Annotated in this window: 24 protein-coding genes; 9 read left to right on the top strand and 15 right to left on the bottom strand. The window is 65.7% G+C overall.

The window, feature by feature from the left end:
* Nucleotides 1–22: 22 nt before the first annotated feature.
* The gene (locus G6N36_RS11955; protein WP_163686701.1) at nt 23–775 is read left to right on the top strand and encodes an alpha/beta hydrolase family protein; all 753 of its coding nucleotides are present in this window, start codon (nt 23–25) and stop codon (nt 773–775) included.
* Here the strand turns inward: G6N36_RS11955 and G6N36_RS11950 are convergent.
* Complete coding sequence (locus G6N36_RS11950; RefSeq protein ID WP_235690024.1) at nt 766–1,539, bottom strand: endonuclease/exonuclease/phosphatase family protein; 774 nt, start codon at nt 1,537–1,539, stop codon at nt 766–768. The genes G6N36_RS11955 and G6N36_RS11950 overlap by 10 nt on opposite strands.
* A gap of 62 nt (nt 1,540–1,601) precedes the next feature.
* The gene (locus G6N36_RS11945) at nt 1,602–2,573 is read right to left on the bottom strand and encodes an NADPH:quinone oxidoreductase family protein (protein ID WP_163686699.1); all 972 of its coding nucleotides are present in this window, start codon (nt 2,571–2,573) and stop codon (nt 1,602–1,604) included.
* A gap of 109 nt (nt 2,574–2,682) precedes the next feature.
* Between G6N36_RS11945 and G6N36_RS11940 the strand changes: the two genes are divergently transcribed.
* Complete coding sequence (locus G6N36_RS11940; RefSeq protein WP_163686698.1) at nt 2,683–3,651, top strand: alpha/beta fold hydrolase; 969 nt, start codon at nt 2,683–2,685, stop codon at nt 3,649–3,651.
* Here the strand turns inward: G6N36_RS11940 and G6N36_RS11935 are convergent.
* Complete coding sequence (locus G6N36_RS11935; protein WP_163686697.1) at nt 3,641–5,008, bottom strand: flavin monoamine oxidase family protein; 1,368 nt, start codon at nt 5,006–5,008, stop codon at nt 3,641–3,643. The genes G6N36_RS11940 and G6N36_RS11935 overlap by 11 nt on opposite strands.
* A gap of 28 nt (nt 5,009–5,036) precedes the next feature.
* On the opposite strand from G6N36_RS11935, the gene G6N36_RS11930 reads away from it, so the two are divergent.
* From G6N36_RS11930 to G6N36_RS11920, 3 genes are read left to right on the top strand one after another with little or no spacing between them, the layout of a single operon-like run.
* Nucleotides 5,037–6,008 (top strand): TIGR03617 family F420-dependent LLM class oxidoreductase, encoded by a 972-nt coding sequence (locus G6N36_RS11930; RefSeq protein WP_220096937.1) that lies wholly within the window; start codon nt 5,037–5,039, stop codon nt 6,006–6,008.
* 40 nt (nt 6,009–6,048) lie between these two features.
* A complete protein-coding gene (locus G6N36_RS11925) occupies nt 6,049–7,524 on the top strand; it encodes a flavin-containing monooxygenase (RefSeq protein WP_163686695.1) in 1,476 nt (491 codons plus the stop codon).
* A gap of 10 nt (nt 7,525–7,534) precedes the next feature.
* On the top strand, nt 7,535–9,022 hold the full coding sequence (locus G6N36_RS11920) for a flavin-containing monooxygenase (protein WP_163686694.1): 1,488 nt from the start codon (nt 7,535–7,537) through the stop codon (nt 9,020–9,022).
* On the opposite strand, the gene G6N36_RS11915 is transcribed toward G6N36_RS11920, so the two are convergent.
* The gene (locus G6N36_RS11915; RefSeq protein WP_163686693.1) at nt 8,979–9,740 is read right to left on the bottom strand and encodes a helix-turn-helix domain-containing protein; all 762 of its coding nucleotides are present in this window, start codon (nt 9,738–9,740) and stop codon (nt 8,979–8,981) included. The two genes, G6N36_RS11920 and G6N36_RS11915, sit on opposite strands and share 44 nt — an antisense overlap.
* Nucleotides 9,741–9,775: 35 nt before the next feature.
* Here G6N36_RS11915 and G6N36_RS11910 point away from each other — a divergent pair, with 35 nt between their 5' ends.
* The gene (locus G6N36_RS11910; RefSeq protein WP_179964766.1) at nt 9,776–10,147 is read left to right on the top strand and encodes a DUF4345 family protein; all 372 of its coding nucleotides are present in this window, start codon (nt 9,776–9,778) and stop codon (nt 10,145–10,147) included.
* A 19-nt stretch (nt 10,148–10,166) separates the two neighbouring features.
* Here G6N36_RS11910 and G6N36_RS11905 read toward each other — a convergent pair whose 3' ends face one another.
* The 5 genes from G6N36_RS11905 to G6N36_RS11885 all read right to left on the bottom strand — a co-directional run bounded on the left by G6N36_RS11905 (nt 10,167) and on the right by G6N36_RS11885 (nt 13,935).
* Nucleotides 10,167–10,745, bottom strand: a complete 579-nt coding sequence (locus tag G6N36_RS11905; RefSeq protein ID WP_163686692.1) for a DDE-type integrase/transposase/recombinase — start codon at nt 10,743–10,745, stop codon at nt 10,167–10,169.
* Nucleotides 10,721–11,122, bottom strand: coding sequence for a hypothetical protein (locus tag G6N36_RS11900; protein WP_163686691.1), 402 nt, complete (start codon nt 11,120–11,122; stop codon nt 10,721–10,723). The genes G6N36_RS11905 and G6N36_RS11900 overlap by 25 nt, the downstream gene beginning before the upstream one ends.
* A 43-nt stretch (nt 11,123–11,165) precedes the next feature.
* The gene (locus tag G6N36_RS11895) at nt 11,166–11,600 is read right to left on the bottom strand and encodes a hypothetical protein (RefSeq protein ID WP_163684331.1); all 435 of its coding nucleotides are present in this window, start codon (nt 11,598–11,600) and stop codon (nt 11,166–11,168) included.
* A gap of 89 nt (nt 11,601–11,689) precedes the next feature.
* Nucleotides 11,690–12,802 (bottom strand): Rv3169 family protein, encoded by a 1,113-nt coding sequence (locus G6N36_RS11890; RefSeq protein ID WP_163686690.1) that lies wholly within the window; start codon nt 12,800–12,802, stop codon nt 11,690–11,692.
* A complete protein-coding gene (locus G6N36_RS11885) occupies nt 12,802–13,935 on the bottom strand; it encodes a phosphotransferase family protein (RefSeq protein WP_163686689.1) in 1,134 nt (377 codons plus the stop codon). Before G6N36_RS11885 ends, G6N36_RS11890 begins: the two co-directional genes overlap by 1 nt.
* Before the next feature lie 46 nt (nt 13,936–13,981).
* Here G6N36_RS11885 and G6N36_RS11880 point away from each other — a divergent pair, with 46 nt between their 5' ends.
* Nucleotides 13,982–14,584, top strand: a complete 603-nt coding sequence (locus G6N36_RS11880) for a TetR/AcrR family transcriptional regulator C-terminal ligand-binding domain-containing protein (protein ID WP_163686688.1) — start codon at nt 13,982–13,984, stop codon at nt 14,582–14,584.
* Between the two features lie 85 nt (nt 14,585–14,669).
* Here G6N36_RS11880 and G6N36_RS11875 read toward each other — a convergent pair whose 3' ends face one another.
* The 3 genes from G6N36_RS11875 to G6N36_RS11865 all read right to left on the bottom strand — a co-directional run bounded on the left by G6N36_RS11875 (nt 14,670) and on the right by G6N36_RS11865 (nt 16,689).
* Nucleotides 14,670–15,446, bottom strand: coding sequence for an enoyl-CoA hydratase (locus G6N36_RS11875; RefSeq protein ID WP_163686687.1), 777 nt, complete (start codon nt 15,444–15,446; stop codon nt 14,670–14,672).
* Nucleotides 15,443–15,985, bottom strand: a complete 543-nt coding sequence (locus G6N36_RS11870; RefSeq protein ID WP_163686686.1) for an HXXEE domain-containing protein — start codon at nt 15,983–15,985, stop codon at nt 15,443–15,445. The genes G6N36_RS11875 and G6N36_RS11870 overlap by 4 nt, the downstream gene beginning before the upstream one ends.
* Nucleotides 15,986–16,095: 110 nt before the next feature.
* Complete coding sequence (locus G6N36_RS11865) at nt 16,096–16,689, bottom strand: TetR/AcrR family transcriptional regulator (RefSeq protein WP_163686685.1); 594 nt, start codon at nt 16,687–16,689, stop codon at nt 16,096–16,098.
* Between the two features lie 134 nt (nt 16,690–16,823).
* Between G6N36_RS11865 and G6N36_RS11860 the strand changes: the two genes are divergently transcribed.
* Nucleotides 16,824–18,326, top strand: a complete 1,503-nt coding sequence (locus tag G6N36_RS11860) for an FAD-dependent monooxygenase (RefSeq protein ID WP_372512233.1) — start codon at nt 16,824–16,826, stop codon at nt 18,324–18,326.
* Nucleotides 18,323–18,922, top strand: coding sequence for a TetR/AcrR family transcriptional regulator (locus G6N36_RS11855; RefSeq protein ID WP_163686683.1), 600 nt, complete (start codon nt 18,323–18,325; stop codon nt 18,920–18,922). The genes G6N36_RS11860 and G6N36_RS11855 overlap by 4 nt, the downstream gene beginning before the upstream one ends.
* 4 nt (nt 18,923–18,926) lie before the next feature.
* Here the strand turns inward: G6N36_RS11855 and nuoN are convergent, their stop codons facing one another.
* The 3 genes from nuoN to nuoL are packed head-to-tail and all read right to left on the bottom strand — an operon-like array spanning nt 18,927 to nt 23,943.
* Nucleotides 18,927–20,504, bottom strand: a complete 1,578-nt coding sequence (gene nuoN / locus G6N36_RS11850) for an NADH-quinone oxidoreductase subunit NuoN (RefSeq protein WP_163686682.1) — start codon at nt 20,502–20,504, stop codon at nt 18,927–18,929.
* Complete coding sequence (locus G6N36_RS11845) at nt 20,501–22,069, bottom strand: NADH-quinone oxidoreductase subunit M (protein WP_163686681.1); 1,569 nt, start codon at nt 22,067–22,069, stop codon at nt 20,501–20,503. The genes nuoN and G6N36_RS11845 overlap by 4 nt, the downstream gene beginning before the upstream one ends.
* Nucleotides 22,063–23,943 (bottom strand): NADH-quinone oxidoreductase subunit L, encoded by a 1,881-nt coding sequence (gene nuoL / locus G6N36_RS11840; RefSeq protein ID WP_163686680.1) that lies wholly within the window; start codon nt 23,941–23,943, stop codon nt 22,063–22,065. Before nuoL ends, G6N36_RS11845 begins: the two co-directional genes overlap by 7 nt.
* Nucleotides 23,944–23,946: the final 3 nt, after the last annotated feature.

Genomic DNA, 23,946 nt, shown 5'->3' with positions numbered 1-23,946 from the left:
GCGGAATGACAGGATGACGCCCGTGGCCGAGCGTGTCAGATTTCCGAGCACCACGGGCCCCGTCCTGGCGGGCCTCGTCGATCTTCCCGAGGGCGACCTGCGCGGATGGGCTGTCTTCGCACACGGCTTCACTCTCGGCAAGGACAGTCCCGCCGCCAGCCGGATCTGCAAGCAGCTCGCCGTCGAGGGCATCGGTGTGCTGCGTTTCGACAACCTCGGCCTCGGCGATTCCGAGGGGGACTGGGGCGACGGTTCGTTCTCGCACAAGGTCGACGACACCGTCCGCGCGGTCGAGTTCATGAACGAGTCGGGCCGCGAGGTTCGGCTGCTCGTCGGTCACTCCTTCGGCGGCTCGGCGGTAATCGCTGCCGCACACGAATGCCCGACCGTGGCGGCGGTCGCGAGCGTCGGCGCGCCGTACGAGCCCGGACACGTCGAAAAGAATTACGACGCGCTGGTCGCACGGATCGAGGCTGAAGGGGAGGCGCCGTTCTTGGCCGGGGGAAAGGCGCTCACGCTGAAGCGGCACTTCATCGAAGACGTTCGCAATGCCGATCTCCGCGAGCAGATCCGGACCCTGCGCAGGGCGCTGATCGTCATGCATTCGCCCACCGACAACACCGTCGGCATCGCCAACGCCAGCGAGATATTCCGCGCGGCCAGGCATCCGCGCAGCTTCGTCTCGCTGGAGGGGGCCGACCACCTGCTCACCGGCAAGAACCAGGCGGCGCGAGCCGCCAAGATCATCAGCGCCTGGGCCGACCCCTACCTCTGACGGACGAGCCGGCACTCCACGCCGAAGTGGTCGGAGGGAAACACCCGCGGCAGCTCAGGGGAGATCGGTTGTGTACCAAGCAATTCGATGCCGGCTGAACGCCAGCGGGTTCCCTTGAGAAGCACGCGGTCGAACCGCACGTGTCGCTTCTTGTTCCGAGCGTCGAAGCGCATCAGATTGATCGAGGTGTTCTCGGTGTAGCCGGGGTCGTCCGGCCGCAGCGCGGGCCACACGTCGCAGAACGGCGCGGCGATCCGTTCGTTCTCTGTGTCCCGCATGTTGAAGTCCCCGAGCACCAAGGCATTTTCGACTGTCCGCAGCGCACGGAAGATCCTGCGCAACTGCCAACCGCGTAGCCGTGCCGAGGACTTGCCGCTGTCCAGGTGCACGCAGCAGACGATCTGCCGGGCGCCGTCGAGGGCCAGCTCCGCTTCGAGGAATCCGCGCGTCTGGCGCGTCGGCAGCTGTGAGTACGTGGCACGCACGACGGGCACCCGCGACAGCATCAGCATCCCGTAGTTGCCGGTGCCATCGCCGACCACCGACGCGGTCAGATAAGCCTCGCGTATCCACGCCTGTTCGAGGAACATGTCAAGCGCCACCGGCGTGACCTCTTGCAGGACAATGACATCGGGCGTGCGCTCACCGAGCAGATCGGCGATCGCCTGGTAGCGCAGCTGGGCGTGGTAATCGTCGAACCAGATGTTGAATGTCGCGACAGTCAACTCGTCGGGGTCGCTGGCCCGTCCGTCATCGACGTCCACCCACGCACCTGTCGCCGCATCGAAGCGCCGGACCGTGACGCGGCGTCGCCGCCGAAACAGCCTCACCGCAGCTTGACGACGACTTTGCCCTTCGCGCTGCGGTCTTCCAGCGACGCGATCGCATCGGCTGCGCGCTCGAGCGGGTAGATCTCGGGGGTGGGCGCGGAAACCTTGCCCGACGCGAGCAGCGGTTCGAGCTCGCCCCACTGTTCGAGCAGATAGCCCGGATGCGTGCCCGCCCAGGCGCCCCAACCGACACCGACGGCGTCGACGTTGTTGAGCAGCAGCCGGTTTACCTTGACCTCGGGGATCGAGCCGCCGGTGAATCCGACCACGAGCAGTCGCCCGCCCGGCGCCAGCGAGCGCAGCGAATCGGTGAACCGGTCGCCGCCGACCGGGTCGACGACGATGTCGACGCCGCGGCCTGCGGTCAGTTCCTTGACGGCATCCTTGAAGCCGTCGGCCAGTACGACGTCGGAGGCGCCGGCCGCCTTGGCGATCGCGATCTTGTCCTCGGTGCTGACAACGGCGATGGTGCGCGACGCGCCCCACGCCGGTGCCAGCCGCAGCGTCGATGTCCCGATACCGCCGGCAGCACCGTGCACGAGGACCGTCTCACCCTCGGCAAGACGGCCCCTGGTGAGCAAGGCGTGATGCATGGTGAGGTCGTTGAACAGCAGACCGGCCCCGGCCTCGAACGACACCGAGTCGGGCAGCTTGAACACCCGATCCGGTGCCAACGCAACGACTTCGGCCATCGCCCCGCACAGCATTGTCAGGCCGCATACCCGATCGCCCGCCGAGACGTGTGCGCCGTCGGGTGCGCTACGCACCACGCCGGCGATTTCGGCGCCAGGCGTGTAGGGCATCTCCGGCTTGTACTGGTAGAGCCCGCGCGACTGCAACGCATCGGGGAAGGCCACCCCGGCGGCGTGTACGTCGACCAGGACAGCGCCGTCGCCCGCCGGTTCGTCGATCTCGACGAGCTTCGCCGCTTGCGGTCCGTCCAGGCTGGCTATCTGTATCGCGCGCATTGTGGCCTTTCTTTCGTCGACGCCACCATTTAACTCCTGCGGGAACTCCGACCAACCGACCGGTAGGCTGATAAATCCGGCAACGTTGCCGAGCGCGAGGGGAGTACCAATGGCGGGAGGTCAAAGAGGCCGATCGCGGGTGAGAAGATTCGCGGCGGCCGAGGCGTTGGGCCGCGGGCGCAGCGTCGGCGTGCGTTCGAAGGACGGCATCCGCCTGCACGCCGAGGTCTTCGGACCCGAGGACGGTTACCCCGTGGTGCTGGCTCACGGCATCACCTGCGCCCTTCGGGTGTGGGCCTACCAGATCGCCGACCTGGCGAAGGATCACCGCGTCATCGCCTTCGATCACCGTGGCCACGGCCGCAGCGCAATACCCGTCGGGCGCAGCGGCTACAGCCTTGACTGCCTGGCCGGCGACGTCGACGCCGTGCTCGAGGCAACGTTGAAGCCGGGGGAGCGCGCCGTCATCGCGGGCCACTCGATGGGCGGTATCGCGATCTCGTCGTGGGCGGATCGTTACCCCGATCGGGTGTCAGAGCTTGTCGATGGAGCCGCCCTGATCAACACGACCACCGGCGACCTGCTCCGTCATGTGAACTTTCTGCCGGTGCCACCGCCGTTGGCCGCCGCCCGCGTCCGCACCGCGGGCACATTGCTCAAGACGTTCGGTGAGGCGCCGCTGCTGCGAGTGGCTACGCGCACGAGCCGACGATTCGTGTCTTCCCTGGCGGTGGGCCGTGACGCCGATCCTGCGATCGCGGAGTTCATCTACGAACTGTTCACCGCGACCCCGCCCGCCGGACGAGGCGGTTGGGCCCGCACGCTCGTCGACCAACTCGGACCGCAACACATCGGGTTGACGAACCTGTCGGTGCCGACCCTGGTGATCGGAAGCGACGAGGATCGGCTGCTGCCGATGGTGTCGTCGCGCCGAATTGCCAAAGAGGTGCCGAATCTCGCGCAGTTCGTCGAGCTCTCGGGCGGTCATTGCGCGATCCTCGAGCGTCCCGATGAGGTCAACAAGCACCTGCGCTGGCTCATCGACTCGGTCACCGAGGAGCGACGGGTCAGCTCCTAGCCGACAGCTCCCGGTCCACCTCCTCGGCCGCGCGCCGACCCGAGCGGATCGCACCGTCGAGGAAGCCCGTCCAGGTATCGGCGGTTTCCGTTCCGGCCCAGTGGATGCCGTCGACCGGCTTACGCAACCACGGCCCGTACGTCGTCCACGAACCCGGCGGCACCGCTGCGGTCGGGCCGCCCGGCGCGAATTCCTCTGCGCTCCAGCAGTGATCGAGGTAGTCGATGGGGTCCAGCGCGGCATCACCGAACAACGCCGCGAACCCTTTCAGCGCGCGGTCGCGCCGGTCGGCGGGGGGCAGCGGGTCGAACGTCCGCGAGTCGGTGAATCCCAGTAGGACGCCGGGACCTTGAACGTCGGAGTCGCCGGGGCTGACGTCGAACGTGATGAAGACCGGGCCCTCGTCGGACAACGCCTCACCCGAACAGCCGTTGGCACGCCAGAACGGCGTTTCGTAGGCGGCGTACGCCTTGCTCAGATTGCCCTGCGGCCAGTGCTGTGCGAGCTTGCCGTATTCGGGTGGCAGCTCCGGTAGGAATGCGATGCCCTTGCGATGTTCCGGCGGAATGGCCACGATGACGGCCTTCGCGGTGACCGTTCCCTTGTCCGAAATGATTGCCAACGTGCCGTCTGTGTGGCGTTCGATCGTGCGCACCGCGGCGTCCAGCACCACCCGCGGACCCAGCTCGTCGGCCATCCGGATCGCGATCTGCTGCGTGCCGCCGGGGAAGCGGTCCTGCTGGGCGCCGCCCTCGACGTCGAGCATGCGGCCGAGGCCGCCCGCGGCCTTGACGTAGCGCACGGCGTGCAGCATCGACACCGCATCGGGCTCGCACCCCCACGTCACCCGGGCCATGATCGTCATCAGGTCCCTGGTCCCGGCGCTAGCGTGCACGTATCGCAGCCACTGGTCCAGCGTCTTCGAGTCGAGGATGTCGGCGATCGGCGACGTCCACGGTTCGTCCACCGGCACCCGCCGGCACACCCGCTCGAACCGCCACTGGATGCGGGATACGTCGAGGAGTTCGAGGATGGACAGCCTCGGAATCGTGCTGCGATAGGCGCGGACCTTGCCGCGCCACCGAATGAGGTTCTTTCCGCGGCTGTGGGTCGGCACCGTGAGGCAGCCCAGCTCGTCGGCCATCGCGACGACCGCGTCCTGGGTCGGCCCGACGAAGGTGCCGCCGAGGTCCACGGGGACGCCGGCGATGGTCGCCGTCGACGATCGGCCGCCGACGCGGTCGCGGCCCTCGAGCACCACGACGTCGCGGCCGCGTTTGTCCAGTTCGCGCGCGGCCGCCAAGCCTGCGAACCCGGCACCCACTACGACGACGTCGGCACTTGCAGGGGTGTTCACGCCACTAGGCTCTCACGCTGTGAAGATCATGACAGCGTTGTTCGGCCCGACGGATGCGATCGAACGCGCGCACGCGCTGCGCGAGGCGGGAGCCAGTGGCGTATTCACGTTCGAAGGGCCGCACGACGTGTTCGCCCCGCTGACGGTCGCTTCCACCGTAGGCGGCCTCGATCTCATGACGAACGTGGCAATCGCGTTCCCGCGCAACCCTGTTCAGCTCGCGCACGAGGCCAACGACATGCAGCTGCTGGCGCAGGGACGCTTCACGCTCGGCCTCGGCACGCAGGTGCGCGCCCAGATCGAGAAACGCTACGGCACGGACTTCGACAAGCCGGTCGCGCGGATGAAGGAGATGGTCGGCGCGCTACGCGCGATCTTCGCCGCGTGGAACGACGGCGAGCGGCTCGATTTCCGCGGCGAGTACTACCGGCACACCCTGATGACGCCGACCTTCAACCCGGGACCGAATCCGTTCGGTCCGCCCCCGATCTACCTCGGGGCGCTGGGTCCGTTGCTGACGCGGGCGACCGCCGAGGTCGCCGATGGCCTGCTGGTCATGCCGTTCGGGTCGAGGCGCTTCCTCGACGAGGTCACCATGCCCAATGTCCGGAAGGGACTGGCGTCGGCCGGGCGCGACGCCGCGGACCTCGCGATCGTTCCCGAGATCATCGTGTCGGTGGGAGAAGACCACACGGCCGCTCGCCGCCTGCTGGGCTTCTACGGATCGACGCCCGCGTACCGCCCCGTCCTGGACGTGCACGGCTGGGGTGACCTGCAACCGGAGTTGAACACGCTGTCCAAGCAGGGTCGCTGGGAGGAGATGGGCAAGCTCATCGACGACGACATCCTGCACACCATCGCGGCCTGTGGAAGTCCCGCCGAGGTCGCCGCGCACATCCGCGGCCGGGTCGACGGCGTCGCGGACCAGATCTGCCTCTACCAGCCCGGACCGATCGCGGTGGAGTCATTGGCGTCGATCGTGGACGCGCTCGGGTCCTGACCCATATCGTGGTACCCAGCCGAACCAAAGGAGGTTGCGGGTGGAGCAGCGCGATTATTTCGATGTCTTGATCATCGGCGCGGGAATATCCGGTATCGGCGCCGCGTATCGAATCCACGAGAAGAACCCGAACCTGACCTATGCGGTGCTGGAACGCCGCGCCCGCATCGGCGGTACCTGGGACCTGAATCGCTATCCGGGTATCCGGTCCGACAGCGACATCTTCACCCTCAGCTACCCCTTTGAACCGTGGCGGCGTCCGGAGAACGTGGCCGACGGTGAGGACATCCGCGAATACCTGGTCCAGACGGCCCGCAAGCACGGCATCGAGCAGCACATCCGGTTCAACACCCGAGTGCTGTCGGCCGATTGGGACTCGAGCACCGACACCTGGACCGTGCGCACCGAACACGACGGCGACTTGACGACCTACCGCTGCCGCTTTCTGTTCTTCGGCACCGGCTACTACAACTACGACGAACCCTACCGACCGGAATTCCCTGGCCTCGAACAGTTCTCGGGCGAAGTGATCCATCCACAACACTGGCCCGAATCGCTCGACTACACCGGCAAGAAGCTCGTGGTGATCGGTAGCGGCGCGACCGCGGTGAGCATGATTCCCTCGCTGACGGAGAAGGCCGGCCACGTCACCATGCTGCAGCGGTCACCGACGTACATCCTGTCGACGCCCCGCATCAACCCCATCGTGCAATTCCTGCGCAAGCTACTGCCGGGTCGACTCGGCTATTCTGCGGCCCGTCTCTACAACACCTTTTTCACGGTGGTCGTCTACGCCTTCGCGAGGACGTTCCCGCGGCTCAGCAGGTCCTACGTACGCAGCAGCGCGAAACGTCATCTGCCGCAGGGCTATCCGGTCGACACGCATTTCAAGCCACGCTACGACCCGTGGGATCAACGACTGTGCGCCATTCTCGACAACGACTTCTACGACACGATCGCAGACGGCCGCCTGGATGTGGTCACCGACGCGATCGACCACATCGACGCCACCGGAATCGTGCTGCGCTCGGGAAAGCGAATCGACGCGGACATCATCATTTCCGCCACCGGAATCCAACTGCAGGCGCTGGGCGGTGTGGCGTTGAGTGTCGACGGTACGGAGGTCAAGCCACAGGACCGGTTCGTCTACAAGGAGCACATGCTCGAGGACATCCCCAACGCCGCGTGGAGCGTCGGCTACATCAACGCGTCCTGGACGTTGCGTGTCGATCTGACGGCGCGAGCGGTGGCAAAGCTGTTGGCGTACATGGATGCCCACGGCTACACGCATGCGTACCCGCATCTCGGTGACAAGCCGATGCCCGAGAAGCCAGCGTGGAACATCAACGCCGGTTACGTCCAGCGTTCTGGACATGTGCTGCCCAAATCGGGCACTCACCGGCCGTGGAACGTGCGGCACAACTATGTGCTCGATGCCATCGACCACCGGTTCGACCGGATCGAGGAATCGATGGTCTTCGGCCGTGCGCATGACCGGGCTGTGAAGTCCGCCTAGGAGGTTAGCCATGACTGACTACAGCGACGTGCTGATCATCGGTGCGGGTTTCTCCGGCATCGGCGCGGCCTACCGCATCCGCGAGGAGAACCCCAACCTGAGCTACGTGATCCTGGAGCGGCGCGAGCGCCTCGGCGGCACGTGGGACCTGTTCCAGTATCCGGGCATTCGATCCGACAGTGACATCTTCACACTGAGCTTTCCCTGGGAGCCGTGGACGCGGAAGGAGATGATCGCCGACGGCGGCGACATCTGGCAGTACATGGCCGACGCGGCACGCAAGCACGGTATCGACGAGCACATCCGTTTCAACACCCATGTCATCTCCGCCGACTGGGATTCGGACAGCGACACCTGGACCGTTCAGACGGAACAGAATGGCGAGCCGAGGACGTACCGCGGACGGTTCCTGTTCTTCGCCAGCGGCTATTACAACTACGACGAGCCCTACACGCCGCCCTTTCCCGGTATCGAGGACTTCAAGGGCGATGTCGTGCATCCCCAGCACTGGCCCGAAGGATTCGACTACACGGGCAAGCGATTGGTCGTCATCGGCAGCGGCGCGACGGCCATCAGCATGATCCCGTCGCTGGCCGAGGGGGCCGCGCACGTCACCATGTTGCAGCGCACGCCGTCATACCTGATGTCCCTCCAGCGAGTACAACCCGTGATCAACGGCATCCGCAAAGTGCTGCCGCGCAGAGTTTCCCATGCGGTGGCACGCGTGATCTTGTCATTGTTCGGCTCGGTGCTCTGGCTGGTCGCGCGAAAGGCGCCCGAATTCAGTAAGCGTCTGCTGCGAAGGGACGCGGAGAAGTACCTGCCCGCAGGATACGACATCGACACCCATTTCACGCCGCCCTACAACCCGTGGGATCAGCGGCTGTGCTTCATCCTCAACGGCGATTTCTACAAGGCTGTGGGCAGGGATGACGTCGATGTCGTGACCGATCAGATCGACCACGTGGATGCCTCCGGCATTGTGCTGAGATCGGGCCGACGCATCGATGCCGACGTGATCATCACCGCGACCGGCATTCAATTGCAGGCGCTCGGTGGCGTCACGGTCAGCATCGACGGTGAGAAGATCGACCCGCACGACCGGTTCGCGTTCCGGCGTCACCTCCTCGAGGACGTGCCGAATGCGGCTTGGTGCTTCGGATACTCGAACGCGTCGTGGACGTTGGGCGCCGACATGACGGCGCGATCGGTCGCGAAGCTGTTGGCGTACATGGACTCCCACGGCTACACGCATGCCTACCCTCACCTCGGCGACGTCGACATGCCCGAGCAGCCGGTATTCAACCTCACGTCGGGCTACGTCCAGCGAGCACCGAATGTGCTGCCGAAGTCGGGCGTCGAGCGGCCATGGGCGGTGACGCACAACTATCTGCGGGACGCCATCGGTAAACGGTTGGAGGACATCGAGGAATCGATGGTGTTCGGCCGCGCGACTACGGCGTCCGCACCTGCAGCCCAGTCTGAAGCAGTCGGCTAGCCGAGAGCCCGAACGTCGACTTGAAGCGGTCGGCGAGATGCGACGGGCTCGCGAAGCCGGACTTCATCGCGGCCTCGGTCAGGTTGGCACCGCCCGCGATCGCGGTGCCGGCATGCATGAGCCGCACCCAGATCCGATAGCGCCGCAGGCTTGTTCCCAGCTCGTCGCGGAACAGGTGGAGGAACCGCGACTCTGAGAGCCCGGCTTCGGCGGCGAGTTCGCGCGACGGGACTGCCGTCGCAGGGTCCGTACGGATCCGGTGCGCTGCGGCCGCGATGCGTGCGTCGACACCCCGCTGCTCGGCTGGTGCTGCCAGGTCGAGCCAGCGGCAAGCGCTTTCGTCGTCGACCGGAGTGAACGTCAGCTCGGTCTCGGCACCGTGGGTAACTCCGATGTCACCGGCCCACTGCATCATCCGGCCCCGGCAGGACTCGGCGCGAACAGACGTCGGCTCCAGGTAGCAGGACACCAGCCCGCTGCCGCGGCATGTCAACTGGTGGGTCAGCCGCGGCGGAATGAGCACGCTGGTGCCTTCGCGGGTGGAGCCGTCGGGCGTCGTCACCGTCAACGGTCCGCCGATACCGGCGGCAAAGCACCACACCGAGCCCGAATGCGGCTCCAGATTCAGGCTCGGGCCGGCATACAGCGCTTGGCCCGGCCACAGCCAGACCGTGGGGCAGCAGGTTTGTGGAAGCGCCGCCGCCGTCCCTGCCGTCATGCTGATCTCCTAGGTCAACCGCACAGGAGGCTACCGTGACGATCGCGGTCATCGCCGTAATCGGCGTGTTCTTCGCGGGCATGGGCTGCTACGCGCTCGCGGTCCCGGACGCGATCATCCGCCCGTTCGGCATCGACCTCGGGTCGGCGGCGGCACGCTCGGAGGTCCGCGCGGTCTACGGCGGGTTCGGGCTCGCGATCGCGGGGGTGCTCGGATACGCGGCGGTTGCCGAGGGCGCCGTTCGTACGGGCATCCTGATCACCGTCGGCGCCGCGCTGGCCGGCATGGCGTTCGGCCGCCTGGTGTCAGCGGTGCTCGACGAACGAACGGCGTTCTACCCGAACTGGTTCTACTTTCTGGTCGAAGCCGTCGCCGCAGCCGCCCTCTTTGTGATTTCGGTGCGCTAACGCTCGCTGACGGGCGTTGTCAAGCTGCGTGGAGTCGGTCGGGGTCGTTTTCGGGTGGGAGGTTGATGCCCACAGTGGCCTTGGGTGATTCGGTGTGCGGGCGTGCGCGGAATCGTTCGGGGTGGGTGTCGTAGTAGGCCTGGAGGGCGTGGTCGCGTTGGAGCCACCGCTGCGTCCATTGCCCGTCGTGGACCTCGGCGGGGGTGAACAGTGCGATCCCGCTGTGGCGGTGGTGCTGGTTGTACCAGGAGACATAGGAGTTTACCCAGGCCCGCGCGGCATCGAGATCATCGAAGATACCGGGATAGTTCGGCCGGTATTTCATCGTGCGGAATTCCGATTCGGAGAACGGGTTGTCATTGCTGACCCGTGGCCGGTTGTGGGTCTGAGCGATGCCGAGATCGGCGAGGAGGTCTTTGAGATCCGTCGAGCGCATCGCCGGCCCAGAATCGGCGTGCACGACTGCGGGCGACCCGTGGGTGGTGATCGCGGTCTGGAACATCTGCGTGGCGAGATCGTCGCTCTCGCGTTGCTCGACGCGCCAGCCCACGATCTTGCGAGAGAAGATGTCAATTATCGAGTACGCCTTGAACGCCACGCCCCGCCACGGGTGCGCAGGTCGGTGATGTCCCAACTCCAGATCTGTTGCGGGCCGGTCGCTTTGAGTACTGGTGCCGGCCGCGGAATCTTGTTCGTCGAGCGGGTCGGGCAGATCGGACGAGCGCTTTGATCGACGATCGCGGCCGCGATACGCCACCAGGACCGCCGTGAGGCCAGCATCACCCCGTCATCCCAAGCGGCGGCAAACGAATGGTCCACCGACGTGCCCGCCTGCCAGCCGGTGATGATCTTGTCCTGGATCACCACGCGGTCACCCGCGCAGATGCGCGCGGGGTAGGCCCGATCTTTCTGCGGCACCGGGTTACTCACCCGCGGCCGCGGCTTGCGGCGGTAATGCCACGTCGAACGCGACAACCCGATCATCGTCAGCGCCGGCGCTGGGATCTGATCGCGGCGCTCAGCTCGGCGACGAGTCCGTTCTCGCGCTCGAGGAATCGTCGAGATCGGTCATCGTCAGGGCTGCATCGGGCTCTTCGGCGTTCATCGCATGCAAGAGCCCGATAGCTTTTCCCAGGGCCTCGTTGGCGTGTTCGAGCTCGCGTACCCGCGCCTGTAGTCGAGCCACTTCGGCCTCGTCGCGCTCCTGTTTCGCCGTCTGCGCCATCGCCAGCGCCGATCGTTTCGCCGGGGGAACCGTCACACCACTACCTTCTCGCGGAATAAGCCCCCGGTCGAGATCACCGGCGAACACCGTGGCTTCCCACCGCCTCAACTGGCGCACCGATACCCCCTGAGCAGCACGCCAGGATCCCTTCTGACCATGAGGCAACAAGTGATACTCAATGACGAACTCATGAATCTCGGCAGAGCTGAACCCCGCACTGATCGACACAACCCAACCCCTTCACACTGGCCCAAACCGACTCACAACCAGCGTGGCAAAGAGGGTGAGCGGTCGTATCCGCACCGAAGTCGCCGGAATTACGGAGCGACGGTGAGCCAGTCGGCGAAGCCCGACGGGTCGTGGCGGCCCAGCGCGCCGTGCTCGAACAGGCCCCAACCCTCGACGGACTTGCCGTTCTCGACGCACACCGCGCGGCCCACGTGGTCGATGACGCCGAAGCCCGCACGCCCGACGATCGCCGGATCGGTCATGTCGTAGGTGAGGCGTTCGGTGAACTTGTCGCCCTTCCACATGCCGTGCAGCCAGTCCGAGTCGCCGCCGTAGCCGCCGCCGACGTGGATGGGCACGGGCAGCTTGGACTCGACGTCGAAGCGCACGGGGGAGCCGTCCTGCGCGGTGGCCTCGATCGTCGCGCCGGTCGGGATGCGCGTGCCCGACGTGTAGTGGATTTTGACTCTCGGCCACCCCATCTGCTCGACCCGCCCGTCGCGCCAGATCCGGGTGACGTCGTTGAGGCTGCGGAACCCGTTGGGCTCCTCCTGGATGATCAGGCAGATCGCGAAGTCGTCGAACGCCATCGGCACGTACAGCCACCACATGCCCTCGAACGGCGGATGCGCCGGCCGGCCTGCGGGTTCGGCCTCACCGATCGGTCGGATGCCCCACGACCGATCGCGGCTGCCGATCCACACGTCGGGATTGACCTTGATCTCCTCGCCGTCGATCGAGATGGTCCCGGCCCAGCTGCCGACCTGGGCGAACCGTTGTGCATCCAGCGTCACGCGCGTCCCCGACCGAAGCACGTGGCGCTGCTCTTGGATGACATCGAACAGTCCGTCCCAGGTGAGGTCGGCAGCGATGCCTTCGGTCTCCTCGAGGATGATCCGAAGCTTGTGCAGCGGCTCGATGACCTCGACGCGGTAGCCCAGCACGTGCTGGTTCAGTCGGTCGGAGTCGATGCCGTCGCTCAGATGGACGGCAGTCTGGGTGTCGCCGCGGCGCACCAGGAAGAACGCGTCCTTGACGCCGAGGTTGGGGTAGTAGCCGAGGCCGGTGATCAAGAAGATGTCACCGGTGCGGTCGTGGGCGTTGAAGTAGGACCGGTCGTAGAAGTTGCGATCTGACGCCCCGGGCCACGCAATGGGTTGCGGGATCTGGTGGATCGGAAATTCGTCGGTGGGGCCGAGCATCAGGCGTCATCTCCAATGAGTCGTTTGAGTACAGAGGCGTGGTAGAACAGCGATTCGATGTCCTCGGGTGCTTCCATCTCGCCGAAGCGGACCCGACGTGCGGTGGTCCGCATGAAGACGCAGCACCAGATCACGCCGGAGTACACGTAGAACCACTTCAGGTCACCCAGCTCGACGCCGCTGTGCTGGGAGTAGACGGCGCGCACGTCCTCTTCGCGCATGACGTCCGGCAGTCCGGGTAGGCCGGCCAGTCCGGCCAGCTCCTGAAAGACCATGTGAGCGAAGATGATCCACGCCACATCCATCTCGCGCGGACCAAGCGTGGCCATCTCCCAGTCGAGCACGGCAGTTGGCTTGAACCCGTCGTAGAGCACGTTGCCGATGCGTGAGTCGCCCCAGACCAGAACGGGATCGGTGGCGGCGACGTCCTCGGGCCAGTTGACCTCCAACCACTCGAGCGAGCGCTCCACCAGCGATGAGGTGCCAATGTCGGGAACCGCGAACTGGTACCAGGATTTCAACCAGTTGAAGTTGCGGCGCAATGCATTCGGCTCCGACCCGTCGTCGAGAAAGTCGAACACCTTTTCCGGCTCGGGGATGGCATGCAGCTTGGCGATCACCTCGACGGTGCTGTCCTGCAGTTCGCGCTGGTTCTCGTAGGGGGCATCGGCAAACCAGTTGCCACCGAACGTATATGGCATCACATCGGGTGGCACGCGTCCGTCGACGTAGTCCATCAGGAAGAACTGCGTGCCCAGGACCGAGCCAGTGGCTTCCAGCCAGCGCACCGGGGGCACCGGCACGTCGGTCTTCTCGCCGACGATGCGGATGACGTCGAACTGATGGTCCATGCGGTAGGACGAGAACACCGGAACGTCGTGCTTGGCGGGGGCCACCCGGGCGACGAACTTCTGCTCGCGGCTTTCACCGTCTTCGTCCCAGCGGCCGGTCAGGATGATGGTCTCCGACGACATGCCGTTGGAGTCCACCCCGCTTTCCACGGTGACCTCGGGAACGGCCCCGCCGGGCATCACCGTCGACAGCCATTGCGACATCACCTCGGGGAGCGCGGTCAGGTCGCGGCTTGAGTGTTCTAGACGGCTGATGTCTTCGACAGCCGGTTCGCTTGGCATCAGAACTGTTCCTTCGGCCGGTAATTACGATACGATCCGTAGCGATATGAAATCAGACGTGTCGATCGTTGACAAGACCCCGGGCGCCGGGCGGCCCCGCGATCCACGCATTGACGCTGCCATACTTCGCGCCACCGCCGAACTACTTGTGGAAATTGGCTATTCGAATCTCACAATGGCCGCCGTCGCCGAGCGGGCAGGCACCACCAAGACCGCGTTGTACCGGCGATGGTCTAGTAAGGCGGAGCTGGTGCACGAGGCGGCCTTTCCCGCAGCGCCCACCGCGATCGAGACGCCGCCTGGCGACATCACCGCCGACATCCGCGCGATGATCGACGCCACCCGAGCGGTGTTCACCAGCCCGCTGGTACGCGCCGCGCTGCCCGGACTGATTTCCGACATGTCCGCCGACGCCGATCTCAACGCCCGTGTCATGGATCGCTTCACCGGTGCGTACGCCGCGGTGCGTACCCGATTGGCCGACGCCGTCGTGCGCGGCGAGGTACATGCCGACATCGACCCGGACAGGCTCGTCGAGGTGATCGGCGGTGCCACCCTGCTGCGCATGTTGTTGTGGCCCGATGAACCTCTCGGGGCCGAATGGGTTGACCAGACCACCGCGATCGTCGTCCACGGTGTGGTCGCATAGGAGTCCGTGGCTGTACGGCGAGCGACCGCGTCTGAACGGCGACACGCCACACGGCGCGTACATTTCGGGGTCACTCGCACGAGAGTCAGCGTTCGATCTGGTCCTTGTTGCGCTCTGTGACCGCGCGGAACCGATCGCCGAGGCCGTCGAAGTCGCGGCTCTGCGCGTTCGCGATGCGGTCTTCGGCCGCCAATGCCGGATCGATGACGGCGGCCGCGCCTGTCGTGTAGATCTCCTTGAGCCCCAGCATCGTTGAGCCTGCAACCTCGGCGATCTGCGACGCCAGCTCCAGCGCCCGGTCGAGGAGACCCTCGTGGGGGACGACCTCGGTCACCAGGCCGATGCGCTCGGCGCGCGCCGCATCGATGACTTCGCCGGTCATCGAAAGGCGCCTGGCCATCCCGAGGCCGACGAGCTGGGGCAGGCGTGCCGTCATTCCGCCGCCGGGCAGGATGCCGACGCGGGCGTGCGTGTCGGCGAAGACCGCCCGCTCGGATGCGATGAGAAAGTCGCAGCCGAGCGCCATTTCCAGGCCACCGGTGAACACCGCCCCGTTGATCGCGGCGATGATCGGGGTGCGCATTCTCCCGGTGGCCTCGATGCAGCTGTGCGACCGGAACTCCGCGAAATACTCGGTGCCGTCGCGCTGCGCCTCCTTGAGGTCGACGCCCGCGCAGAATGCCGGGTCGGCGCCGGTGAGCACGACGGCACGCACTGAATCGTCGGCGTCGGCGTCGGTCAACGCAGTGTACGTCGCGCGGATCAGGTCGCGGCCCAGGGCATTTCGGGCTTCAGGGCGGTTGAGCGTCAGTACTCGGACCGCGCCGTGGTCGGTTCGGGCGAGGATGTGTGTAGGAGTCATGCTGGCACACAATCTTTCTCGTCGGTTCGCTGCCAGCGGCGAACCTGGAAGAAGAACGCCCCGGTGAAAGCCAGGCCGCAGGCGAAGGTCACTGCTAGATCGACGCCGGAAACGAGACCGCGTTCGACGTAGAAGTTAGTGATGACGGTGAAGCCGGGGATGTAGACAACTGCCCCGGTGACCGCACCGGGGAAGTAGCGGCCTGTCTTCAAGGACTCGCAAATATGGAAGAACCCGTTGATCAACAGAACAGCGATGAAGAACCACACCGCGGGCAGGTACGTGACGCTCATGACCAGCACCACGATGGGATTGAAAAGACCGGCGACGGCATCGGTCAGGAAAGCTCGTCGCGCAGTCAGCGGTCCATGGGGATCCGCGCTGCCCCATGCGACGCCGTTGAAGTAACGCAAAAAGCCGCCGGGCCAGACGTATTCCTCGATCGTGTGCAGTGTGGCCATCGGCCAGATCAACCAGAACACCCAATCCGGATCCGTGCGGCGCACGGGATCAATCAGGATGAAGATGCCAAGTGCCACTGCAACGACTGCGCCTGCGGTGTTGAGCCATTGTGTCGCGCGCGTGTACCGACGATAATCGTCTACCGAATAGGACGGACTCGGCGCTTGCAAAGTTGTTGCTGTGGACATTATTTCGCCTTCCTTCGGTTGGATTTCACTCGAACGGCGTGTCCGTCGAGGAAGCGCTGAACATGGGTGGCTATGTCGACTTCCGGCGGTTGGGGCAACAGGCGGCTGATGATGCCGAGGTACACCAGCGGTCCGACGAGCGACGCGTAAGCCTGTAGTGGTGGCTCCTTGAGCAGCAGTCCGTCGTCCTGGTAGCGCTCGAGCGTGGCGGCGACCCGCGCGACTGCGTCCATCGAATGGCCCGCCGCCGCACGCAGTTCCGCGTTGGTGGATAGTTCGGAGAGGATCACCGGCAGGGTGAGCCGTCGACGTCCCGCGGCGTCCCAGATGGCGGCGGCAATACGTTCGAGATCGGCGCGCAAGTCGCCGCTGTGTTCGCCGACCTGATCACCGATGGCGGCGGCCTCGCGCTCGAATGCCGCGGCGATGAGCTTGGCCTTCGAACCAAAGCGCCGGAATATCGTCACCTCGTTGACGCCGGCAACATCTGCAACTCGGCGCGTGGTCAGCGCGCGGAACCCACTTTCTTCGGCACACGCAATGACGGCGTCGAGTACCGCAGTCTGCGTTGCATCCCAGTCCTGGTGGGGCACCTCGACCTCCAATATGTGTGCATGTAAGTGCTTGCTTGCATCGAGATTAAGCCCGAGGGTGGGCTGTGTCAAACGATTGCGTTCTCGCGAGGCGCGCTCGACAGGCGTACATTAAGTTACGTACTCGTATCGTAATGTTAGGGACGTCAATGACGCAGATATTGGTTGTCGGAGCCGGTCCGGCGGGATTGGCCCTGGCGTGTGCCCTGCTACAACATGGTGTAGCGGTGCGGGTCGTGGACAAGGCCGCGGGACCGGCCACGACGTCACGGGCGAACTTCCTGCATGCGCGTGGATCGGAGGTGTTGGACCGACTCGATGCACTCGGCGATCTGCCGCAGCGGTCCGTGCGCGCGATGCAGATCACGAACTTCTTGGGCGACAAGCCGATTGGGCGGATCCGCTTCGGCGACCCAGGTATGAAGACGGCCGCTCCACCGATGGTGATCTCGCAGGCCGAGGTCGAGGCAACACTGCGGGCCCGGCTTTCCGAACTCGGCGGCGCGATCGAGTGGAGCACGCCGCTGGCCGACTTGCGCCAAACACCTTCCGGAGTGGTCGCCACCGTTGGAGACGAGGAGGCGACTACGGCGTGGCTGATTGGCTGCGACGGGGCGGCCAGCACCACCCGCGGGCTCGCTGGTATCGGCTTTCCCAGGGTGAAAATCAGCGAGCGCTTCCTGCTTGCCGACGTCGAATTGAATTGGGATCTGGATCGCTCGGGCACCACTGGCTGGATCCATCCGAGCGGATTGATCGGCGTGATGCCGATGCCCGGGGGGCTGTGGCGTGTCTTTGCCTACGATCCTGGTCAGCAGGCCGACAAGCCGAGCGAGTCGGAAATCCTTGCTCGACTCGTGCAGATTCTCCCCGAGCGGACCGGCCGTGACGTTCGTGTTCTCGACGCCCATTGGTTGTCGATGTTCACCGTGCACCGGGGGCTGGCTGACACATATCGGCGTGGCCGGGTGCTGATCGCCGGAGACGCCGGCCATATCCACGCCCCGTTCGGCGGGCAAGGCATGCTCACCGGGCTCGGTGACGTGGAGAACCTCGCGTGGAAGCTCGCTCTCGTCGTCGACGGCCGCGCCGACGTGGCGTTGCTCGACACCTATGAATCAGAGCGTCGGCCGCTGGCCACCGAGGTGTTACGCGGCACCAGCGCGGTCACGCGGATCAATGTGGCCCAAAGCCGTATCGGACGCTTCATCCGCGATCGGGTCGTCGCGCCTCTCTTCAAGATTCCCGCCCTTCAACGGTCGGTCACTTTTCGAGCCTCGCAGCTGTGGGTGAGCTACCGACGGGGTCCGCTGGCCGAAACTTCGCTCTTGAGAGGGAAGCTGACAGAAAAGCCGGGACCGGGTGACCGCGTTGCCGACCGGGACTGCTTCCGCGCTGACGGTGCGTCGACACGCCTCTATGTGGAGTTGCGTGGACGGTGGGCGCTGCTGAGCGCCGACGAGTCGCTACTGCAGACCGCCCGTGCACACCTTGGAGATCGAATTGCCTTGTTGCGCAGGGTAGATCACGACAACTGGCTGGTGCGTCCGGATGGCCACCTGGCCTGGCGAGGCCACGATCCTGCGGCGTTGGAACGCTGGCTGCGATCGGCGCTCGGCAACGGAACGGTCAGATGACGACCGCCGCTCGTGGCCGGCCGCGCGACCCCGCACTGGACAAGGCGATCATGACCGCCGCGCTGGACTCGTTCATCGAACATGGCATCGCAGGGATGAGCATCGAACAGGTCGCCAAGCGCGCGGGCGTCGGAAAGCCGACTGTCTACCGTCGCTGGTCGAGTAAGGAGCAACTCGTCGCGGATGCGATCGAGGCGTTTGTCGCCACGGGAGTGCAATGGCCGTCTCGCGACGAGATTGACGCCGTCAGGCCACAGGAGCTGATCCGCCGCAACATCGATACCGCCGCGCGCACCGCCGCCGACGCGATGTTCCGAGCGCTCGTCGCGCAGATCTACGGCTCTGCGGTGACGCATCCCTTGTTGATGCAGACGTACTGGGACCACTACGTCGGTCCCCGCCGCACATTGGCGATCGCGATGCTGAAGCGGGCTCAAAGCGAAGGCTCGGTTCCACCTGACGCCGACCTCGACGTGCTCGTCGACATGCTCGCGGGCGCCGTCACTTACCGTGTGCTGCAGCCCAATCCGCCCAATGCTCGGCAGATGCGGCGCTACCTCGAATCCGCCTACCGGCAAGTCGGGCTGCTGCCGTGACGCGCTAGCGCAGAAACTGGTTGGCGGTGTTGGCGAGGTCCAGCAGCGGCTGCGGCAGCGCGCCGAGGGCGAACGTGACGGCGGCGGTGACGGTGACGACGGCGGTGCTGAGCACGCTGGGCACCACGACGGTCGGTGCGTCGTCGGGCGGGTCGGTGAAGAACATCAACACGATGACCCGCACGTAGAAGTACGCGGCGACGGCGCTGGCGAGCACGCCGACGATGACCAGCGGTATCGCGCCGCCCTCGCCCGCGGCCTTGAAGACCGCGAACTTGCTGACGAACCCGCTCGTCAAGGGAATACCCGCGAACGCCAGCAGGAACAACGAGAACACCACCGCCACGACGGGATACCGTCTGCCGAGCCCCGCCCAGCGGGCCATCGCGGTGTCTTCTTCACCGGCAGAATTGCGGACCAGGCTCACCACGGCGAAGGCACCGACGGTGCTGAATCCATAGGCGAACAGATAGAACAGGGTCGACGACAGGCCGGACTCGTTCTCGGCGATCACACCGGTGAGAATGAACCCCGTATGCGCCACCGCCGAGTAGGCCAGCATGCGCTTCACGTCGGTCTGCGTGATGGCGGTGACGGTGCCCACGACCATCGTGAGGATCGCGATCGCCCACAGGACCGGCCGCCAGTCGTCACGCAGTTCGGGTAGCGCGACGTAGAACACCCGCAGCATCGCACCGAAGGCGGCGATCTTGGTGGCGGCGGCCATGAACGCGGTGATCGGGGTCGGAGCGCCCTGGTACACGTCGGGAATCCACGAGTGGAACGGCACGGCGCCGACCTTGAACAGCACGCCCACCAGCAGCATCGCCGTACCGATCAGGGCCAGCGACGTCTTCCCGGACCCGGCGGACACGACCGCGGCGATCTCACGTAGGTCCAGGGTCCCCGAGTAGCCGTACAGCATTGCGGCGCCGAAAAGGAAAAATGCCGACGAAAAGGCGCCGAGCAGAAAGTATTTCAGCGCGGCTTCCTGCGAGAGCAGACGCTGTCGACGGGCTAGACCGCACAGCAAATACAGGGGCAGCGACAGCACCTCGAGCGCGATGAACATCGTCAGCAGGTCGTCGGCTGCGGGGAACAGCAGCATGCCGCCGACGGCGAACATGGTCAGCGGGAACACCTCGGTCTGGATCACCCCGGCCTTGGTGGCGAGTTGCTCGGCCACCGAGCCGGGAATCGCGGACGCCTGCGGCGTGAACCCGTCCAAGCCGCGAGCTCCATTGCCGCCCTCCGTGTCTGTCCCGATCTGGCGTTCGGCGATCAACAGGATGCCGAGCACCCCGACGAGCAGGATCGTGGCCTGGAGGAACAACGCCGGCTTGTCGATGACGACGGCACCCATGATCGCTGAGTGGCCGATCGTGCCGTGCAGATCGCGGGCAAGCATCACGACGGCGACCAGCGCGGCGATCAGGCCGCCGAGGCACAGCACGAGCTGAGCGGCGTACCTGCGCTGGCGCGGCAGAAACGCCTCGACAAGCACGCCGAGGATGGCCACGCCGAACACGATCAGCATCGGGGACAGCAGGTCGTATTCGACGACGGGCGTAGTCAGATTCATCGCGTCGGCCCTTCTGCGAACTGAGGAACCGGATCAGGTTGATCGATGGTGGTCAACGTGTGGGTGACCGCCGGGTTGATCACGTCCAGCGCGGGTTTGGGATAGACGCCCAGCACGATCAGCAGCGCGATAAGCGGTGCGACGACGAGGATTTCGCGTGGGACGAGATCGCGGATCTTGTCGTTGCCGTCCTTGACGGGTCCAGTCATCATCCGCTGGTACATCCACAGGATGTAGACCGCGGACAGCACCAGCGCCGTCGACGCGAACACCGCGAACACCGGGTAGCGGGTGAACGTGCCGACCAGCACCAGGAATTCGCTGATGAACGGTGCCAGACCCGGCAGCGACAGGGTCGCCAGCCCCGACACCAGGAAGGTGCCGGCGAGGACGGGTGCGACCTTCTGCACTCCGCCGTACGACTCGATGAGGCGACTGCCTTTGCGTGACACCAGGAATCCCGCAATCAGGAACAGCGCCGCCGTCGAAAGGCCGTGGTTGACCATGTACAGCGTCGACCCGGACTGGCCCTGGCTGGTCATCACGAAGATGCCGAGGATGATGAAGCCGAAGTGGGAGATCGACGTGTAGGCGATCAGGCGCATCACATCGGTCTGGCCGATCGCGACAATAGCCCCGTAGACGATGCCGATCACGGCCAGCGTGATGATCATCGGCCGGAAATACGTTGCGGAGTCGGGGAACAACTGCAGGCAGTACCGCAGCATGCCGAACGTGCCGACCTTGTCCATGATCGCCATCATCAGCACGGCGCTGGCGGGCGTGGCCTCGACCGCGGCGTCGGGCAGCCAGCGGTGGAAGGGCCACAGCGGAGCCTTCACAGCGAACGCGAACATGAAGCCGAGGAACAGCAGGTTCATCACGGCCGGATTGACGACGAACTCGCCGCTGGACACCGCTTCGACAATCAGGCGGAAGTCGAACGTGCCCGCCTCGAAGGCGTCGCTGCCCGCGGTCACGACGTAAAGCCCGATCACCGCGGCCAGCATGACCAGACCGCCGAACAGGTTGTACAGCAGGAACTTCACCGCCGCTTTGGACCGACCCGCACCGCCGAACCCGCCGATGAGGAAGTACATCGGGATGAGCATCGCTTCGAAGAAGACGTAGAACAGCAGGATGTCCAGCGAGACGAGCGACATGATCACCATGCCCTCGACGGCCAGCGTGAGCGCGAAGTACGCGTGCGTGGAGCGTCCACCCCATGCGGCCTGGTCGCTGACGTCGTTCCAGCCGGCGATCAGCAGCAGCGGCACCAGCACCGCCGTGAGGGCGACGATCGCCAGCGCGATGCCGTCCAGCCCGAGGATGTAGCCGGTGCCGAACGACGGTATCCACTTGTGGGATTCGACAAACTGGTACTGGTCACCGGCGGGGTCGAAGTTGACCGCGAGCAGCACCGTGATGGCCAGCACCACCACCGAGACGACCAGCGCCAGCCACTTGGAGGCCGCGCGCAGCGATGCGGGCAGCAGGATCACGATCGCGGCGCCGACCATCGGCACCACCCAGAGAACCGTCAACCACGGGAATGAAGTCACCACAGCTGCACCGCCAGGATCGCGCCGACGACGAGTAAGGCCCCGACCAGCATCGACAACGCATAGGAGCGGGCGAACCCGGTCTGCAGGTGGCGCAGTCCTGACGATGAGCGGGACACGAGCGCCGCCAATCCGGTTCCCGCGCCGTCCACTACCTCATCGTCGATTTCGACCAACCCCTTGGCGACCAGCTGACCCGGCCGCATGAACAACTCTTCGTTGAGCGCGTCGCCGTAGAGGTCCCTGCGTGCCGCACCGGTGAGCGCAGAACCGGCGGGCATCTCGACGGGAATCTCGCGCGTGCCATACATCCGGTAGGCGATCACGATGCCGACAGCCACGACGGCCAGGATCACGGTGGTGACCACCCAGACCGGCGCGACGTGGTGGATCTCATGGGTGCCGACGACGGGCTCCAGCCAATGCTCCAGCGTGCCGCCGATTGCGAATGCGGCGCCCGAACCCACGGAGCCGACAGCCAGCAGGATCATCGGCCACGTCATCACTTTCGGCGACTCGTGCGGATGTGCATCCGGGGCCCAACGCTTTTCGCCGAAGAACGTCATCAGCATCACCCGGGTCATGTAGAACGCGGTGATGCCCGCGCCGAGGATCGCTGCGCCGCCGAGGATGTAACCCTTGACTCCGCCCGCGCCGAGGGCCGCCTCGATGATGCCGTCCTTGGAGAAGAAGCCGGCCAGCGGGGGAACGCCGATGATCGCCAGGTAGCCGAGGCCGAACGTCGCGAACGTGATCGGCAGCGCCTTGCGCAGGCCGCCGTAGCGGCGCATGTTGACCTCGTCGTTCATCCCGTGCATCACCGACCCTGCACCGAGGAACAGGCCCGCCTTGAAGAAGCCGTGGGTGAGCAGGTGCATGATCGCGAAGGCGTAGCCGGCCGGTCCGAGGCCCGCCGCCAGCACCATGTAGCCGATCTGCGACATCGTCGATGCGGCAAGCGCTTTCTTGATGTCGTCTTTGGCGCAACCGATGATCGCGCCGAACAGCAGCGTCACCGCGCCGACGATCACGACGCCCAGTTGCGCGTTCGGTGCGAGGTCGAAGACCGGGCCGGATCGCACGATGAGGTAGACGCCCGCGGTCACCATCGTCGCGGCGTGGATGAGTGCCGACACCGGCGTCGGACCCTCCATCGCGTCCCCGAGCCAGGACTGCAGGGGCACCTGGGCGGACTTGCCGCAGGCGGCCAGCAGGAGCAGCAGGCCGATGGCGGTGAGCACGCCCTCGCTGACGTCCGGCGCGGCGGCGAAGACGCCGTCGAAGGAGATGGACCCGATGTAGGCGAACATCACCATCAGCGCGACCGCCAGGCCGATGTCACCGACACGGTTGACGACGAACGCCTTCTTCGCCGCGGTCGCCGCCGACGGCTTGTGCTGCCAGAACCCGATCAGCAGATACGACGCGAGACCCACGCCCTCCCAGCCGACGTACAGGCCCAAATAGTTGTCGACAAGCACCAGCAGCAGCATCGCCGACAGGAACAAGTTGAGGTAACCGAAGAAGCGCCGCCGCTCGGGATCTTCGGCCATGTAGCCGATCGAGTAGATGTGGATCAGCGAGCCGACGCCGGTGATCAGCAGCACGAAGCACATCGACAGCTGGTCGAGGTGCAGGCCGAAATCGACCTGCAGGCCGGCCACCGGCACCCAGCTGAACAACGCCTCGTGCACGGTGCGATGTTCGGCGTCGCGGCCGAGCATGTCGGTGAAGAGCATCGCGCCGACCACGAACGAGCCGAGTGAGGCCGCGGTGCCCAGCAGGTGGCCCCAGCCGTTCGTGCGCCGCCCGCCCAACAGAAGTATCGTCGCGCCTGCCAGCGGCAGGGCGATAGTGAGCCACACTGGAATCGTCATCGC

It is taken from the genome of Mycolicibacterium gadium, from assembly GCF_010728925.1.
GTDB lineage: Bacteria > Actinomycetota > Actinomycetes > Mycobacteriales > Mycobacteriaceae > Mycobacterium > Mycobacterium gadium.
This window is presented reverse-complemented; position numbering and strand designations above follow the sequence as displayed.